Source organism: Bacteroides sp. An279, from assembly GCF_002159615.1.
Lineage (GTDB): Bacteria > Bacteroidota > Bacteroidia > Bacteroidales > Bacteroidaceae > Phocaeicola > Phocaeicola intestinalis.
Map to the genome: position 1 here is coordinate 1 of NZ_NFJA01000086.1, position 16,267 is coordinate 16,267.

The 16,267-nt window shown below is 45.5% G+C and carries 13 protein-coding genes; 11 read left to right on the forward strand and 2 right to left on the reverse strand.

Going from position 1 to position 16,267, the window contains the following annotated elements:
- Nucleotides 1-104 precede the first annotated feature (104 nt).
- Entirely contained in the window at nucleotides 105-953 is an 849-nt protein-coding gene (gene prmA / locus B5F78_RS13310; RefSeq protein ID WP_087212728.1) for a 50S ribosomal protein L11 methyltransferase, read from the reverse strand.
- Nucleotides 954-1,063: 110 nt separating this feature from the next.
- On the opposite strand from prmA, the gene B5F78_RS13315 reads away from it, so the two are divergent.
- Nucleotides 1,064-2,740 (forward strand): metallophosphoesterase family protein, encoded by a 1,677-nt coding sequence (locus tag B5F78_RS13315; protein ID WP_087406947.1) that lies wholly within the window; start codon nucleotides 1,064-1,066, stop codon nucleotides 2,738-2,740.
- 206 nt (nucleotides 2,741-2,946) lie between these two features.
- On the opposite strand, the gene B5F78_RS17870 is transcribed toward B5F78_RS13315, so the two are convergent.
- Complete coding sequence (locus B5F78_RS17870) at nucleotides 2,947-3,144, reverse strand: hypothetical protein (protein ID WP_087406948.1); 198 nt, start codon at nucleotides 3,142-3,144, stop codon at nucleotides 2,947-2,949.
- A 177-nt stretch (nucleotides 3,145-3,321) separates the two neighbouring features.
- Here B5F78_RS17870 and B5F78_RS13325 point away from each other — a divergent pair, with 177 nt between their 5' ends.
- The 10 genes from B5F78_RS13325 (at nucleotide 3,322) to B5F78_RS13370 (ending at nucleotide 16,078) form a co-directional block, all read left to right on the forward strand.
- The gene (locus tag B5F78_RS13325; RefSeq protein WP_087406949.1) at nucleotides 3,322-3,897 is read left to right on the forward strand and encodes a DUF3575 domain-containing protein; all 576 of its coding nucleotides are present in this window, start codon (nucleotides 3,322-3,324) and stop codon (nucleotides 3,895-3,897) included.
- 12 nt (nucleotides 3,898-3,909) lie between these two features.
- Nucleotides 3,910-5,325 (forward strand): DUF3868 domain-containing protein, encoded by a 1,416-nt coding sequence (locus tag B5F78_RS13330; RefSeq protein ID WP_087406953.1) that lies wholly within the window; start codon nucleotides 3,910-3,912, stop codon nucleotides 5,323-5,325.
- Between the two features lie 41 nt (nucleotides 5,326-5,366).
- Complete coding sequence (locus B5F78_RS13335; protein WP_087406950.1) at nucleotides 5,367-7,001, forward strand: Mfa1 family fimbria major subunit; 1,635 nt, start codon at nucleotides 5,367-5,369, stop codon at nucleotides 6,999-7,001.
- Between the two features lie 16 nt (nucleotides 7,002-7,017).
- The gene (locus B5F78_RS13340; RefSeq protein WP_087406951.1) at nucleotides 7,018-8,022 is read left to right on the forward strand and encodes a FimB/Mfa2 family fimbrial subunit; all 1,005 of its coding nucleotides are present in this window, start codon (nucleotides 7,018-7,020) and stop codon (nucleotides 8,020-8,022) included.
- Between the two features lie 9 nt (nucleotides 8,023-8,031).
- Nucleotides 8,032-9,147, forward strand: coding sequence for a FimB/Mfa2 family fimbrial subunit (locus B5F78_RS13345; protein WP_140400160.1), 1,116 nt, complete (start codon nucleotides 8,032-8,034; stop codon nucleotides 9,145-9,147).
- A gap of 5 nt (nucleotides 9,148-9,152) precedes the next feature.
- The gene (locus tag B5F78_RS13350; RefSeq protein ID WP_087406954.1) at nucleotides 9,153-11,519 is read left to right on the forward strand and encodes a DUF4906 domain-containing protein; all 2,367 of its coding nucleotides are present in this window, start codon (nucleotides 9,153-9,155) and stop codon (nucleotides 11,517-11,519) included.
- A gap of 447 nt (nucleotides 11,520-11,966) precedes the next feature.
- Nucleotides 11,967-12,548 (forward strand): LemA family protein, encoded by a 582-nt coding sequence (locus B5F78_RS13355; protein WP_087210346.1) that lies wholly within the window; start codon nucleotides 11,967-11,969, stop codon nucleotides 12,546-12,548.
- A gap of 9 nt (nucleotides 12,549-12,557) precedes the next feature.
- Nucleotides 12,558-13,472, forward strand: coding sequence for a TPM domain-containing protein (locus B5F78_RS13360; RefSeq protein ID WP_087247304.1), 915 nt, complete (start codon nucleotides 12,558-12,560; stop codon nucleotides 13,470-13,472).
- Between the two features lie 77 nt (nucleotides 13,473-13,549).
- The gene (gene aroC / locus B5F78_RS13365; RefSeq protein WP_087210349.1) at nucleotides 13,550-14,626 is read left to right on the forward strand and encodes a chorismate synthase; all 1,077 of its coding nucleotides are present in this window, start codon (nucleotides 13,550-13,552) and stop codon (nucleotides 14,624-14,626) included.
- A gap of 84 nt (nucleotides 14,627-14,710) precedes the next feature.
- Entirely contained in the window at nucleotides 14,711-16,078 is a 1,368-nt protein-coding gene (locus B5F78_RS13370) for a dipeptidase (protein WP_087406955.1), read from the forward strand.
- Nucleotides 16,079-16,267 lie beyond the last annotated feature (189 nt).

The window sequence follows — 16,267 nt, forward strand, 5'->3', positions numbered from 1 at the left end:
GACGAAGAACAGGAGCGGAAAGGACCAAAAAATCGCCCAAAGCACACACGAAAACGGATACATCAAGCCAAGAAAAACTTTTTGGAGAAATTCAAAACAGCTTCTTAGATTCGCTTGATGAACTTTACGGCTACCCAGCGGTTTTTTTCTCGGTAATGTACAAATTCCATACCCAGACTTTCGGCTTTTTCTTGGATGGCAGGAATATCTTCTATATAAAATCCGCTCATATAGAGTTCCGACCCCGGATGCATACATGCTGTATATGCAGGCATGTCGGCAAGCAGGATGTTACGGTTGATGTTGGCTATGATGACATCAAAAGGTTTGCGTCCTTTCAGCAGTGAAGCGTCACCTAGTTCTACATGGATGTTGTTTATGTGATTCAAGGCAATGTTGTCGCGCGAATTGTTTACGCACCAGTCATCTATGTCGATGGCAGTTACCGGATTGGCTCCGCGCATACTGGCAAGGATAGCAAGAATGGATGTGCCGCATCCCATATCAAGTACCGATTTGTTTTTCAGGTCGGCATCCAGCAGTTCGGCAAGAATGGAACTGGTGGTTTCGTGGTGCCCTGTTCCAAAAGCCATTTGCGGATTGATGACAATGTCGTATTCGGCTTTTGGGTAATCCGTATGAAAGGTGCTGTGTATCACGCAACGGTTGTCTATCACGATGGGCTGGAAGAAATTCTTTTCCCATTCTTCGTTCCAGTCTTTATCTTCCGGTTCGGTAAGGGTATAGGAGAGACACACGTTGGGAATCGGGAAATCAGTCAGCACATTTTTTAATGCTTCTTCATCGAACAGCGCTTTGGGGATGTAGGCCTGCATTCCTTCTTCGCAGGGTACGAAGCTTTCGAATCCGATATCCGCTGTCAATGCCGCCAGCACATCTGTAATGGTTTCGTTGCACGGTTGTGCCTTCATTGTAACTTCAATGTATTTCATAAAAGAAAAGTATTGGTTAGTAGCAGGCAAAGGTAATATAATTTGTGTGATAGTGATAAACAGAAGAAGAGAATTTGTATCTTTGTCGCGCTTATTATCAACATCTACTTATGAAGATTCGTAATTATTTATGGGCTTTGCTCTTTTTAAGTGGAGGGAGTCTGACTGCCGTCGGCCAACAGCGGGTAGCTTTTATATCCGATGCGCATATCCAAAACATTGCAGACCATCCCGAACTGGTGCGTTCGATGGAAATGCAGGTGCAGTCCACCCGCTTGTTTAATGAAAACTATTACGCCTTGATAGCAGCACTTGATGATGTGGCAAGGAGGGGCATTACGCTGGCAGTGCTTCCCGGGGACTTGACTGATAACGGTCAATTTGTCAATCAGGAAAAAATCAGGGAGATACTCGATACTTATCATAGGCGGTACGGCATACAGTTTTTTGTGACGACGGGAAATCATGACCCAGTCCGTCCGTTCGGTATGCAAAATGAGGAGCAAGGTTTTCTCCGTGCCGACGGAAGCCGTACTACACAGGAAAACCGATGTGCGGGATATGCCGACGAGATGCACTGCTATGCAGCATTTGGATTTTATCCCCAACCCGGATATGTGTATTGGGAAACCCCTTTTACTTCCTACCGGTACGAAGATTATAATTATCAGGAAGCCTTGCGCGAAGGGGCTTTAGACCGGCGGCAATATACATTGTGCGATTCCTTGCAGGCTACGGATGCCAGTTATTTGGTCGAGCCTGTACAGGGATTGTGGTTGCTTGCCATTGACGGAGGAGTCTATCTGCCCGGTGCGGTGAAAAACGGCGTACAGACTTACCAAGGCTCCAGTGTAGGCTATAATAATGTATTGGAACATAAGGCTTTTTTGCTTCCGTGGGTACGGAAAGTGGTAGCCGAGGCGAAGCGAAGAAATAAAATTTTGGTGACTTATTCGCATTATCCGTTAGTGGATTTCAACGATGGAGCTTCCGGATTAGTACGCAAGGCTTGGGGAAGCAGGAAATTCGATTTGCATCGGGTGCCGGACGAAGAAGTGACAGAAGCCTTTCTGGAAGCCGGCATCAGGCTGCACGTGGCAGGACACATGCATGTAAATGATACGGGAGTGATGCGCGGAAAGAATGGCAAATGTTTGTACAACATTCAGGTACCCTCCATTGCTACGTGTGTCCCGGCTTATAAGATTCTTACAGCTGAAGATGCGGAACATTTCGAAGTGGAAACGGTATTGCTGGATAGTGTCCCAGGTTTCGACAGTCTGTTTGGTTTGTATGAGAAGGAATATGCTTATGACAGGCAGGCAGGTAAGTTTCCGGTATGGAGTAGGGAAGCACTGGCATCAGAAAGCTATGCGGAGTTTTGTGACTGGCAGTTCCGCGACTTGGTGCGTGTGCGTTTCATACCGCAAGACCTCCCGGAGATAGTGCGTCAGAAAATGGTAACTATGAATGGAGCGCAGCTTTGGACGTATGTGACAGGCAAGGAAGCACAGACTGGATGGGGAACCGACTGGACGGGACATGATGTGATTGTCGATTTGTACCGTTTGCGTTATGCCGATAAGTTAGCCTTACGTCAGATTTCGGATAAGCGCCTGAAGGAGTACGATGAGTTGTTCAAGGCTGTGCGCAGGTCAGGTGCCGGCGATGAGTTGACAACCCGTCTGTGTGAGATAGCCGATATATTCGAATGCTTCCTGCATGGAGAGCCGAGCATCCATTTTTACATTGACTTGGATACCGACCGGATAACAGATGTGGAATGAAGGCTTCGGTTTTATTGGATTTTGCAACATCACATGTAGGGGCAGGGTCTGCCTGCCCGAAAACATTTACGTGGATGCATACGGGTGGGCTAACCCCGCCCCTACATGGGATGTTTGCGGATATTCAATAATCATTTTCACATTTTGTTTCCTGCAGACAAAGATAGCACTTAATTCCTAATAAAACACGCAGCGGATAAATATATTTACGCCGCATATGGCATTTGTTTCCCTGCGGCAGTTACAAAAGTTTTATATTCCATGGGCTGGAACGTACATTCCACGCCGTGGAACGTATATTCCAGCCCGTGGAATATACATTCCGCCAGCCGGAATATAAAACTTAGGTAACTGTTTGCAGAAAACCACTTGCCTGCTCGCGGATAATCAGCCTTTTCATTCATTCTTTTATTTTTTTGAAAAAAAATATATTAGCCTATTGCTGTTATAAAATAATATGTATATCTTTGCTCGCGATAAAAGATATATACAGATTTACAGACAGCCGCCTATATACCTTAATATAATATAGTCCGGCTGAGTTCCCGTTTTGATAGAGTATAAATAAAAATAGATATGCTATGAAGCGTTTGTTATTCGTCCTTTTGTCGTGCATAGGACTCTCGGTTTCAGCGCAAAATTGGGCGGTGAAGACCAATCTGTTGTACGATATGACCGCGACCATGAATTTGGGAGCGGAAGTCCGTATGTCCCCACAGTGGACATTGGATGTATCCGCGAATTGGAATCCGTGGACCTTTTCCGACAACAAGAAGTGGAAACAGCTTGTTGTCCAGCCCGAGGCGCGCTATTGGTTTTGCGAAGCCTTTAACGGTCACTTTGTAGGCGCGCACCTCTTGGGCGGCATCTACAACATGGGCAACTGGGATACCGATTTCACTTTCTTGGGCACCGATTTCGGCAAGCTGAAAGATTACCGTTTCGAAGGATGGATGGTGGGAGTGGGCATTGCCTACGGATACCAATGGATGCTTTCCAAGCATTGGAGCGTAGAGGCGGAAATCGGTATCGGTTACGTGTATTCCCAATACGATAAGTACGACTGCGCCACATGTGGTGAGACGTACGAACGGGATAAGCCCCATCATTATGTTGGCCCTACCAAGTTGGCTCTCAGCCTGATTTATGTCTTTTAATCTGCAATGCGTATGAAGAAAACAATCATTTATATCGGTTTCCTCTTGGCTTTTGCCGGAACGGCACAGGCGCAAGAAGGGTTGAAAGGAAGAATTACGGTCAACGATGTCAGTCTGTCTGTCGCTGGAGATTCGCTTCGTGTACAGATGGATATGGACTTCTCGGCATTGCATCTTCCGGCAAACCGTTCGGTTTCTTTATTGCCTTCCCTCCGTATGGATACGGCAATTGTCCGCCTGCCCGGAGTAGACGTCATGGGGCGCAGGCAATACATTCAGTGGCAACGGAACACCGGCAGGAGTGCGATGACGCAAGTGATACGACGTTATAACGGCACGACGCAACACCTGCATTACCAGACAGCCGTCCCCATAGCGGAACGTCCGGGACTGGTGCAAGTATATCTGGACGAAGATTCATGCGGATGCTTGCGCGAAGTGTTGGCGGACCGCAACCGCCTGCTTGCCGAACAAGACTTTACACCGGCTGTATTTACGCCACACTTTGTCTACGTCAGCCCACAGGCGGAAACCCGTAAGACACGCCACGAGAAAGGGGCAGCCTACGTTGACTTCCCCGTCAACAAGACCGACATACGTCCCGATTATCGCGGCAACCGGTCGGAACTGGCAAAGATAGAAAACACCATCAACCGCATCAAAGGCGATGCTGACGTGTCCATCAACAACATTACCATCAAAGGCTATGCTTCGCCCGAAGGTTCGTATGCCAACAACAGCCGTTTGGCAGAGGCGCGTACCCGCTCGCTGGTAGACTATCTGAAAAAGGAATATCCGCTCGATGCTTCCTTGTTCCGGTTAGATTACGAGCCGGAAGACTGGGAAGGTCTGCGTGCTTACATTGCAAAGGGCAGCTTGCCCGAAAAGGATGCGTTGCTCAGCTTGATAGACAGCGGTTTGGAAGCCGATGCCAAAGAACGCCGTTTGCGTACGGAATATCCCGAAGCATACCGCACGTTGCTGCGCGACTGTTTCCCGGCTTTGCGTCATTCCGATTATGTAGTGGCGTATACCGTACGCGGTTTCGATGTGGAGGAAGCCCGGAAGCTGATTTGGAAAGAGCCGCAAAAGCTTTCGCTGCAAGAGATGTATGCCGTGGCGCAGACTTACGGAACAGGCAGCAAGGAATACAATGAAGTGTTTGAAACGGCGGTACGCCTTTTCCCCGATGACGAGGCGGCAAACCTGAATGCGGCGAATGCGGCAATGCAGCGGAACGATACCGCAGGGGCTGCCCGTTATTTAGAGAAGGCAGGGGAGGGCGCATCGGCTGAGTACGCGCGTGGCATACTGGCTGCATTAAGAGGCGAATATGATGCAGCGTCCGTTTACCTACAAAAAGCGAAGGCTGGAGGAATAGCGGAAGCCGATGACGCTTTGCGCCAAATAGAAAGGATGAAGAAGTGAATTTTAACCGGATAGTAAATTAAAATTAAAGAAAATTGATTATGAAGTGGAGTTATTTATTCATGACAATGGGTATCGCTACGGCATTTTCGGCATGTAGCGATGAGGTTGACTTGTCAACAAACAACGGAGGAAGTACAGAAGAAAGCACAAGCCAAGTGTTTATGCAATTCAATCTGGAACTTCCGGCAGTATCGCGCAGCACTACGCAAATAGGCGGTGGTTCGGATGCAGGAGTGGAAATCGGAAAGGATTACGAAAACCAGGTTTCAGAAGTTTTGGTGGTAATCACAGATGCTACAGAAGGAAGCACGTATGATAAGTTTATAGCGAAAAGTTCTGTAGTAACCCCTTCTTCTGCCAATAATACCACTTATGTGGTTCCATTCAAGACAACGGAATTGACAAGTTCTGCAGGAAAATCTGTAAATGTTTATGTTTATTGTAATCCAACGGAGGAACTTACAAAAGCAACAACTTTCGATGTAAATAAGGACTATTATAAATTGACTGATGCAACGAATGCAACTATTTGGACTAAAAATAAATTTTTAATGACCAATGCAGATGACGATTATGAGCGGACTTTGCCTGCCAATTTAGATAACTATAAGGTGGAATCCAATCCCTTTGACTTAGAGACTATCAAGGTAGAGCGTGCCGCCGCCCGTTTTGATTATAAATCATCGGTTGCTAACGAAACCTATACGTTAATGGAAGATGAAAACGGAGATCCGGAAGTAACAATAACTTTAACGGATATGGCATTGGTAAACTTAAGCAAAGAGTTCTATTACCTGCGACGGGTATCTGCTGATGGAACCAGTACGAATGCTACCATTGGTGGTACTGAAACGAAAACGAATTATGTGGTAGATACGGATGCAGACTGGAAAAGTTCTTATTCTTCAGGCAGCGAATCTGACCATTTCTATTATACTTACCAGCCTAATGATGCCGGTGCTTCGACTTATGATTGGGACAAAATTGCGGATGTTACAGGAGCAAGCGGAACAGCAGATACGGATAATAGCTGGAATGCGGATGGCACAAAAGGCGATTACAAAATCTGGCGTTACGCTACCGAAAACACGATACCTAAAGGCACGGATGATGGTCTTCAGAAGAAAGGCATCACTACCGGGGTTGTGTTCAAAGGAGAAATCCAAGGTAAAGGTGATAAGGCAAACTTATTGAATGGGGAAAACCCCGTTTATGTATTCGATAACATCCTGTGGGGTACATGGGAGAACGTAGAAGAAGCCGCAGAACTTAAGGAAAGTGATAATACAACTTTGGCAAATCCCTTATTGGCTGCTGCTTATAAAGAAGCAACAAAAGGTGGTGATTACACAGACGCTAAAGCCGTAGCTGCCGGTTTCACCATTTTCAAGCCGAATGCCAATAAAAAGTACGAAGTGCTTTATTATTATTGGAACCGTCATAACGATAACAAAAATAACGGTTCCATGGGTCCCATGGAATTTGCCGTTGTGCGCAACAATGTGTATAAGCTGAGCGTAACGGGAGTGAACAAGTTCGGTCATCCTACAAACCCGAGTGATGACCCCGACCAGGAAAATCCGGAAGACCCGGACGAAGAAGACGATGTTTACTTTAAAGTGGCAGTGGAGGTTCTTCCCTGGGTAGTACGCATCAATAATATTGAATTCTAATAAAAACAAGTAACGAATGAAACGGAGTATAATCCCGGTTGCAGGTGCGGCATTGCTGGCCGCATTTGTAGCCTTCGCGTCATCCTCATGCAATACGGTCTATGACGATGACTTGCAGCCTTGCCCTACTGGCGTTTCCCTGCATTTTGTTTACGATTACAATATGGAATACGCCAATGCCTTTCCGGCAAAGGTAGATTGTGTAACCCTTTATGTGTTCGACAGCGAGGGGAAACACGTCACCACTTGTACGGAAACCACCGATGTGCTGAGCCGTGAAGATTATCGCATGCAGATTGACTTGGAGGAAGGAGATTACCGTTTCATCGCTTATGGCGGATTGGCTTGTCAGGCTCATTCTTTTGCGGTGGGACAAGAACCGCAGCCGGGAACGCACTGGTCGGAATTGTCGGTCGAAATGATGCACGATAACCTTACGTCCGCTCAAAAGTTGCACGATTTTTATTATGGGACGGCAGAAGGCAAGGTAGAGGTGAATGCTTATAAAGAGGTCACGCTCCGCCTGATGAAAAACACCAACAACATCCGTGTGGTACTTCAGCAGGTCAACGGGAAACCTTTATCGGATGAAGACTTCACCTTCGCCGTGACCGATGACAACACGTTGTTTGACAGCAGCAACAATCTGACACCTAACGGAACGGCTACTTATTTGCCGTGGTCGCAAGGATGCCAGTCTGTAGGCGAGGATGAAGGAGGGGTGACGGTGGCATACGCCGAGTTTTCCACCTCAAGGCTGGTAAAAGAGGAAAGCCATCGTCCCCGCTTGTCCATCCGGCGTGCATCCGACGGGGAAAATATCATAGACATTCCGCTGATTGATTATTTATTGTTGTTGAAAAGCGACGCATACAGCGAAATGGGTGAACAAGAGTTCTTGGACCGTGAAAGTGAATGGTCGTTGATATTCTTTTTGGATGACCGTGGGGAATGGCTGAAGACACAAATTGTGGTAAACGGCTGGGTAGTCCGGCTGAATGGAATGGTAATCGAATTTTAACGTACGGATATGAAAAGATGGTTTCTCTATATAGGTGCATGTTTGCTGGCGTTCGTCTGTTTTGCCTGTACGGACGAAATGGAGGCAGACGGCAACAGCAAGGAAAGGAGCGTAAAACTCCAGTTACAGCTTTCCTTGCCTATGGACGCATCTGCCCGTACGACACGCATGACGTCTTGTTTTGAAGCAGGCAGCAAGTATGAAAACTACATCAATTTCGATGATGTACACAGTTATCGGATCTATTTCTTCGATACAAACAACAACTATATTGCCCGGTTTATTCCATCCAAAACCGTAATGGCTGAAGCGACTGAATACACGTTGTATAGCGTGGAAGGGGAAGTGCCGGAGGATGTCCTCCAACGTGCATCAAATAATACAATTAATACAATGGATTTCAAGATAGTTGTTTTGGCGAATTGGGAAAATTACGAAGAACCTGAAGCAGAAAGCAAACTTGAAACGATTTGCAATGCGTATTGGGCACAATTCGAGATTAAGTCTTTTAAACTGGGCGAAGAGAACCTTATCCCTTTCTATGGTGTCAACGAATACGAGGATGTACCGGTTCAGTATGGCGGAACCATCACGTTAGAAGAATCTATCCCATTGCTTCGTGCCATGGCGAAAGTGGAAGTGGTGCTGAACAAAGAAGACGAATTGAACACGGAAGAGATGTCTTTTAGCCATGTAACCCTTCATGGCTATAATTCAAAAGGCTATTGTGCGCCTATGAATGGTGCATATCCACAGAACGGGCACATTTTGCATTTGATTGGAGACCAGAACGAAGAGGGTTCAATCAATAAGACTATCCCTTTTTTACAAACCCAATCAGACAATAAAAAAGAAACATGGATAGCTTATGTCCCGGAGTATGACAATACATCGAAGGGGGCCAATGCCGCTTATATCGAACTTCGCTTTGATATTCAAACGGAAACGGATGAGAAAGATTTTGTCATTCACTTTGCGGATGATCAAACAGATATTGAGAAAACATCTTTTGATATTACCCGCAACCACCTTTACCGTTTCAATGTAACGATAGACCCCAAAGGAAATTTGGCGGTTGAAGTGAATGATTGGGAAAAAGTTTTTAATAATGAATTTTATTTCTAATGTTTATGAGGTATCTTGTATTTCTTTCTGCAATATTATGTGCAAATATTCTGTTAGGAAGCTGTTCCGAAGAAAAATTGGCAGCAGATAAAGAAACTTCTTCTAATTTTGAAGAAGGGGAATTGACATTGGCATCTCTCAAATTGGCTGTTAATAGTTTTGAAGTTAATGTACAATCTGATTCAAGAGTACCGGAAGAAGATACAGAGGCGGAAAGAGCTATCCATGATATTTGGGTATTTCAATTTGATGCAACAGAGAATCAAAATCTGCTTATCAATCCTCGTTATTATACTATTGCTGATCAGTCGGAACTGGATAACCTTCAAGTGTGGCTGAAGCCCAACATCACGTCTACCGTTTATATAGTGGCAAATACCAACCAACCGAACTGGATAACCGATAAAACAGATGTTAGTTCTCGTGCAAATTTAGAAGCCCAAGAATTATATAATTTAGAACCCCAATTTACGAATGAAGGACAAAGCCTTTCCATTCCGATGACAGGATATAAAGACAATGTAACAATTAATGAAGAAAGTGGAACGGCAACGAATGAAGTTACTATTCCCGTCACCCGTATGTTTGCCAAATTGTGTGTAAAAGCAGATATAAGCTTTGATTATATGACATTGCGTTCTATAGGTATCAGCCGAATCCCTAAAGCCAGCAAAGTGACTGCACGGACAGGAGAAGGTAATGATAAAACAGACTATCGAAACACATTTTATTACTGGAAAGCAACGACTTTCGATTTAAATGGTGAAGAAGAACATATAGTATATGTTCCGGAAAATATGCAAGGAATCATAGAAGAAGATAATAACTCAGGAAAAAATGAAGGAAATGCTCCGGCAAAAGCCCTTCGATTGACTGTTGAAGTAGATAGAGAAGATCCGGATACTGGAGAGAATACACAACCCAATTATGTCGTTTATCCTGGAGGAAATGTAACAACAGATTTCAATATTAAACGGAATTGTATTTATAATGTAACCATTAACATAACCTCGGATAAAGATGTGCATATACCTTCCTCTAATTGTTTTGTCGTAGTACCAGGCAATTTGCTTTCGTTCGAGCCTTATTATCGTGAAGAAAAAGGGGGAGGTTACAGCTTCAAAGATTATCTGGATGTAAATGACGAAACAGGGAAAAAAGTCATTGACAAAGTGGAGATTATCTGGCAGTCAAAGGATGCTATTGGTGACAACTCTAAGGGAGACCTTGTTTGGTATAATCCAGAGACACAAAAAATCTATGTTAAAACGAAAACAGAAGGCAATGCCTTAATAGCTGCTTACAACAAGTACGATGAGATTATTTGGTCATGGCATATTTGGGTAACAGACCATGACCCTGCCAATTTAAGCAATGCCGTCAGGTATACAACTTATGAGTGGGATAGTAATGGGATTTATCCTGATCGGCCTCGAACTTCCGGATTGGAAGTCATGTCTTGCAACTTAGGGGCATTGGCTAATGAGCCGGAAAACGGTCAAGACACAAAACCTTTTGGGATGTTATATCAATGGGGACGGAAAGACCCATTTCCTCCTGTATTAAAAGGAAATCCTGGAAACTATACGGTTCAAAATGTAGGAGAATATTATGATAATTCCAATAAACAAGTTGTGGGGATGACTTCGGATGTAGACCCGACCCAGCTTTTTCATTCAATATCAGGAATTGATATGTTAAAATTGCCTAATCCTGTATGTTATGCGATTCAGCATCCCACTGTTTTTATATGTGGAACAAAAGGAGTTATGAAAGGAGAACAGTATGTAGAAAATATTTTAAATTATGTTGCGGAAGGGGATTGGAATCACGTACATGATGACAGACTATGGGGAGGATTACCGCCCGTAGATGATGGTAGCATGGAAAAATACACGATTAACTCACAAAGGAATGTACATATATATGATAATTATGGATCTTCAAAAACGATTTTTGACCCTTGTCCCTATGGTTGGAGAACAGCACCTGGCGAGTTATGGTTAGGATTTACTAAAACAGGACTTAATCCCACGAATTGGGATGAGGTCAATAATTATCCGGCACCAGATTGGAATCCATCTTGGTGGGGTACTTATATTTATATGCAAAGTTGGAAAGGAGAAAACGGGAATGGTTACACTTATTTTCCTAATCAAGGAACTCGTGTAGGCGATGGATATGGCATGAGAGTTGGAACTTGCGGGAATTACCATAATGCTACTACAGACAGTGGTAACCGGGTAAATATTTTACATATTCATAATACTGCAAGACTCTTTCATATTTTTGAATTCGAATTTCCGATGTATTATGTCAAATCAGTCGCCGGCCCTATCCGCTGTGTTCGTGACCCCAATCCAGGACAATAATACTTTTGCTTATAAGAAACATTTTTATATCTATATCAATAGATAATGGGGAAGCGTCCCCACACATTTTACTTAAATTAGTAATCTCGAAGCCGGTTCGCAGGGATGCGCGCCGGCTTTTTATACTTTGCGCGGTATGAAACAGTGCATTTCCTCACCACAGAGTACCACAAAGGGACACAGAAGAATAGGTCAATAAACAATATGCTAATGTGAAAATAAATTAGCACATTGCCCTATTATTCATTGGCACATTAAAATAGAATCTGTGTCCGTGTCTGTGGTGAGGAAATGCACAAATCTATACCGCATATTAAAACCAATGCCTTGATGAATAGTCATAGTTAGCCACGATGTACATGACAATTATCAGCGATTCATTGGCAATTATTGAAATTTTTCGTATGTTTGCCGAAAATATGAATCAAAAAACAAAAAATGCATCTTATGAAAAAAACGTGGATTATCGTAATCGTGATTCTTGTCGTACTGATAGGATACAGTGTTTCATCATACAACTCGATGGTGGCACAGGAAGAAGAAGTCGGGACGGCATGGAGCAACGTGGAAAATCAATACCAGCGGCGCTCTGACCTGATTCCTAACCTTGTAAGCACCGTCAAAGGATATGCCGCACATGAAAAAGAAACGTTTGATGCCGTAGTATCGGCACGTGCCAAAGCTACCCAAATGTCGGTTGACATCGATGACCTGACCCCTGAAAAGCTGGCTGCCTACCAACGTGCTCAAGGCGAGATAGGAAGTGCGCTGGGACGCCTGCTTGCCGTAACTGAAAATTATCCCGAACTGAAGGCGAACGAAAACTTCCAGACCCTTCAGGCTCAATTAGAAGGTACAGAGAACCGCATCAGCGTAGAGCGGCGTAAATTCAACGAAACAGCCCGCAAATTCAATACTACCATACGCCGGTTTCCCAAGAACATCTTTGCCAGCATGTTCGGATTCGAGAAACGTCCTTATTTTGAAGCAGAAGAAGGGAGTGAGAAAGCGCCCGAAGTAAAGTTTTAATTTCTGCGTATGAAAAAACTGTTTCTGCTCGGTTTCCTGTTTCTGTCTTTTGCCTTGGCAGAAGCGCAAAGCCGCATCTACAAAGTAGAAGACATCCCTTTGGTGCATCTGAAAGACGCACGCCGCTACGTGAGCAACCCCGATGGTATCTTAAGCCCTGCTGTAGTAAGTGCCATCGACTCTACTCTTTATGCCCTTGAGCATGAAACAGGAATACAAACCCTTGTGGTAGCTGTAGGGCAAATAGAAGGAGGAGACTGCTTTGACTTTGCCTACCGGCTGGGACGGGAAAACGGAATAGGACAAAAAGAGACAGACAACGGGTTGGTCGTCCTGCTCGTTACAGGCGAACGATGCATACAGTTTGCCACAGGATACGGAATCGAAGGCGACCTGCCTGACGCCACATGTAAGCAAATACAGGTGCGTTACATGAATCCCTACTTCAAGGATGGCAACTGGGATGCAGGTATGCTGGCAGGCATCCATGCCATACGCGCCCAGCTGAACGGGACAGGCGAACCGCTTCAAGCTCCAGAAGACGATGATACCTTTCTTTTGTTCAGCATTTTCTTTTGCTGTTTTATCTTAGTACCTTTGTTCTTATGGCTGAATGCACGCCAGCGCAAACGCTGTCCGAAATGTCATAAACACACCCTCCGGCAAGTCTCTGTGCAGACCCTTTCGCGGACAGCAGGCTATCACACCGACGAAGTGACTTACGTATGCAGACATTGTGGAAACGTAGTGCGTAAACAGCGTCGTATACGTGATGACGATGATTTCCATCATCGTGGAGGAAATGGCTGGCCTTTTCTGGGTGGTCCGTTCTTCGGTGGAGGTGGACATAGCGGCGGAAGCTTCGGCGGCGGAAGCTTTGGAGGTGGAGATTTCGGAGGTGGAGGAGCCGGAAGTAAATTCTGACATGAAAACCTAAGAACAGAAAGAGACACAAGAGTTCACAGAAGCAGCCTCTAACGAACGAATAAACTTATCTACTTATGAGCAACATTTTTGGAAACATATTCAGACTGACCAGCTTTGGCGAATCGCACGGCAAAGCCATCGGTGGTGTCATTGACGGATTTCCCGCCGGTATTGCTATTGACGAAAACTTTGTGCAACAAGAATTAAACCGACGCCGGCCGGGACAATCAACCATTACCACCGGCCGTAAAGAACCCGATGCCGTAGAGTTCCTTTCTGGTATTTACGAAGGTGTATCTACCGGGTGCCCCATCGGATTTGTCGTGTGGAACACCAACCAGCATTCTTCTGATTACGACAATATGAAGGACGTGTTCCGTCCTTCGCATGCCGACTTTACCTATTTCCAGAAGTACGGTGTGCGTGACCACCGTGGCGGAGGACGTTCTTCGGCACGTGAAACCATAGCACGGGTGGTAGCGGGAGCACTTGCTAAGCTAGCCCTTAAGGAAATAGGCATACGCATCACGGCATTCACCTCACAGGTAGGTACATTGAAACTGAATGAAGACTATACGCACTACGACCTGAACCTCACTGAAAGTAATCCTGTACGGTGTCCCGACCCCAAGCTGGCACAACAGATGGAAGAACTTATTTTCCGTACGAAAGGAGAAGGTGATACACTGGGAGGCGTGGTGACCTGTGTTATCCAGGGATGTCCTGCCGGATTGGGTGAACCTGTATTCGGGAAACTCCATGCAGCCCTTGGCAGCGCAATGTTAAGTATCAATGCTGCCAAAGGTTTCGAATACGGACAAGGATTCAGCAATATGGAATGGAAAGGCAGCCAGCAAAATGATCTGTTTTACAACCAAGACGGACACATTGCCCTGCGTACCAACCGCTCGGGGGGCATCCAGGGAGGTATCAGCAACGGTGAAGATATTTATTTCCGCGTTGCATTCAAACCTGTAGCCACTGTTCTGATGGAACAACCTACAGTAGACAAGAACGGAAATGAAACCATACTGAAAGCCCGTGGGCGTCACGACCCTTGCGTCTTGCCCCGTGCCGTTCCCATAGTAGAAGCGATGGCGGCAATGACCCTGCTTGATTACTACTTACTGAACAAAACTACCCGATTATGATAAAACCTCCACAGACGGCACCGAAATCAAATAGGCTTGATGTTATTTTCAGCTGTGCCATCTGTGATGAAAATACGCACAACCATGGAAATCAAACAATACATTCAAGAAAACGAAAAACGGTTCCTCGATGAACTGTTCAGCCTGATACGCATCCCCAGCATCAGTGCCTTGCCGGAACACAAAAAAGACATGCTTGCCTGTGCCGAACGCTGGCGCCAGCTCCTCCTTGAAGCAGGAGCCGATAAGGCAATGATTATGCCTTCGGAAGGAAACCCGTTGGTATATGCCGAAAAATGCATTGACCCTCAGGCTCCTACAGTGCTTGTTTATGCACATTATGACGTAATGCCTGCCGAACCACTCGAGCTATGGCAAAGCCAACCGTTTGAACCAGAGATACGCGAAGGACGTATTTGGGCACGTGGTGCCGATGACGACAAAGGACAGGCAATGATTCAAGTAAAGGCTTTCGAGTACCTCGTACGCGAAGGGTTACTTCGTCACAATGTGAAATTTATCTTCGAAGGCGAAGAAGAAATTGGCTCGCCCAGCCTGAATGCTTTCCTCAACGAACACCGCGAATTGCTCCGTGCCGATGTTACCCTGGTGTCGGATACCAGTATGCTGGGTGCAGACACTCCTTCGCTCACAACCGGTCTTCGGGGACTTGCTTATTGGGAAATCGAAGTGACTGGTCCTAACCGCGACCTGCATTCGGGACATTTCGGCGGAGCGGTGGCAAACCCCATCAATGTGCTATGCAATCTTCTTTCACAGATAACCGATGATGACGGACACATTGCCATCCCGCATTTCTATGATGATGTAGAGCCTGTTTCGGAAGCCGAGCGTCAAATGATAGCCAGCATTCCTTTTGATGAAGAAGCCTACAAGGCAGCCATCGGTGTACGTGCACTGAAAGGTGAGAAAGGTTATTCCACCCTTGAGCGGAACAGTTGCCGCCCTTCGTTCGACATCTGTGGCATTTGGGGAGGTTATACCGGCGAAGGTTCGAAAACAGTTCTTCCATCAAAAGCATACGCTAAAGTGTCGTGCCGGCTTGTCCCTCACCAGAACCATGAAACCATCTCACGTCTATTTACCGACTACATCCATGCCATCGCCCCCGACTACGTGCAGGTCAAAGTCACTCCGATGCATGGCGGCGAGGGTTATGTATGCCCTATCTCGCATCCAGCTTATCAGGCTGCCGAAAAAGGATTTACCCAGGCATTCGGTAAAAAGCCACTGGCGGTACGACGTGGAGGGAGTATTCCCATTATCAGTGATTTCGAACGGATATTGGGTATCAAAACCATCTTGATGGGATTCGGGCTGGAAAGCGATGCCATCCATTCGCCCAACGAAAACTTCCGGCTTGACATCTTCCGCCGGGGTATTGAAGCTGTAGTAGGATTTCACTTGGAACTGCATCTCCAGAACATCTGACTACCAAGAAACAGTTTTGAATTTCTCTAAGAAGCTGTTTTGAATTTCTCCAAAAAGTTTTTCTTGGCTTGATGTCTCTGTTTTCGTGTGTGCTTTGGGCGATTTTTTGGTCCTTTTCGCCCCTGTTCTTCGTCAGATAGCCCGCTATCTTCCTCATCACAGAAGCGAAAATGCCTCAAAAACTCATCC

Excerpts from the sequence above, each read along its gene's own strand:
- B5F78_RS13330 (WP_087406953.1), top strand. The coding sequence starts at position 3,910 with ATGAAGAAAACAATCATTTATATCGGTTTCCTCTTGGCTTTTGCCGGA.
- B5F78_RS13345 (WP_140400160.1), top strand. The coding sequence starts at position 8,032 with ATGAAAAGATGGTTTCTCTATATAGGTGCATGTTTGCTGGCGTTCGTC.
- aroC (WP_087210349.1), top strand. The coding sequence starts at position 13,550 with ATGAGCAACATTTTTGGAAACATATTCAGACTGACCAGCTTTGGCGAA.
- B5F78_RS13350 (WP_087406954.1), top strand. The coding sequence starts at position 9,153 with ATGAGGTATCTTGTATTTCTTTCTGCAATATTATGTGCAAATATTCTG.
- B5F78_RS13355 (WP_087210346.1), top strand. The coding sequence starts at position 11,967 with ATGAAAAAAACGTGGATTATCGTAATCGTGATTCTTGTCGTACTGATA.
- prmA (WP_087212728.1), bottom strand. The coding sequence starts at position 953 with ATGAAATACATTGAAGTTACAATGAAGGCACAACCGTGCAACGAAACC.
- B5F78_RS17870 (WP_087406948.1), bottom strand. The coding sequence starts at position 3,144 with ATGAATGAAAAGGCTGATTATCCGCGAGCAGGCAAGTGGTTTTCTGCA.
- B5F78_RS13315 (WP_087406947.1), top strand. The coding sequence starts at position 1,064 with ATGAAGATTCGTAATTATTTATGGGCTTTGCTCTTTTTAAGTGGAGGG.
- B5F78_RS13335 (WP_087406950.1), top strand. The coding sequence starts at position 5,367 with ATGAAGTGGAGTTATTTATTCATGACAATGGGTATCGCTACGGCATTT.
- B5F78_RS13370 (WP_087406955.1), top strand. The coding sequence starts at position 14,711 with ATGGAAATCAAACAATACATTCAAGAAAACGAAAAACGGTTCCTCGAT.
- B5F78_RS13340 (WP_087406951.1), top strand. The coding sequence starts at position 7,018 with ATGAAACGGAGTATAATCCCGGTTGCAGGTGCGGCATTGCTGGCCGCA.
- B5F78_RS13325 (WP_087406949.1), top strand. The coding sequence starts at position 3,322 with ATGAAGCGTTTGTTATTCGTCCTTTTGTCGTGCATAGGACTCTCGGTT.
- B5F78_RS13360 (WP_087247304.1), top strand. The coding sequence starts at position 12,558 with ATGAAAAAACTGTTTCTGCTCGGTTTCCTGTTTCTGTCTTTTGCCTTG.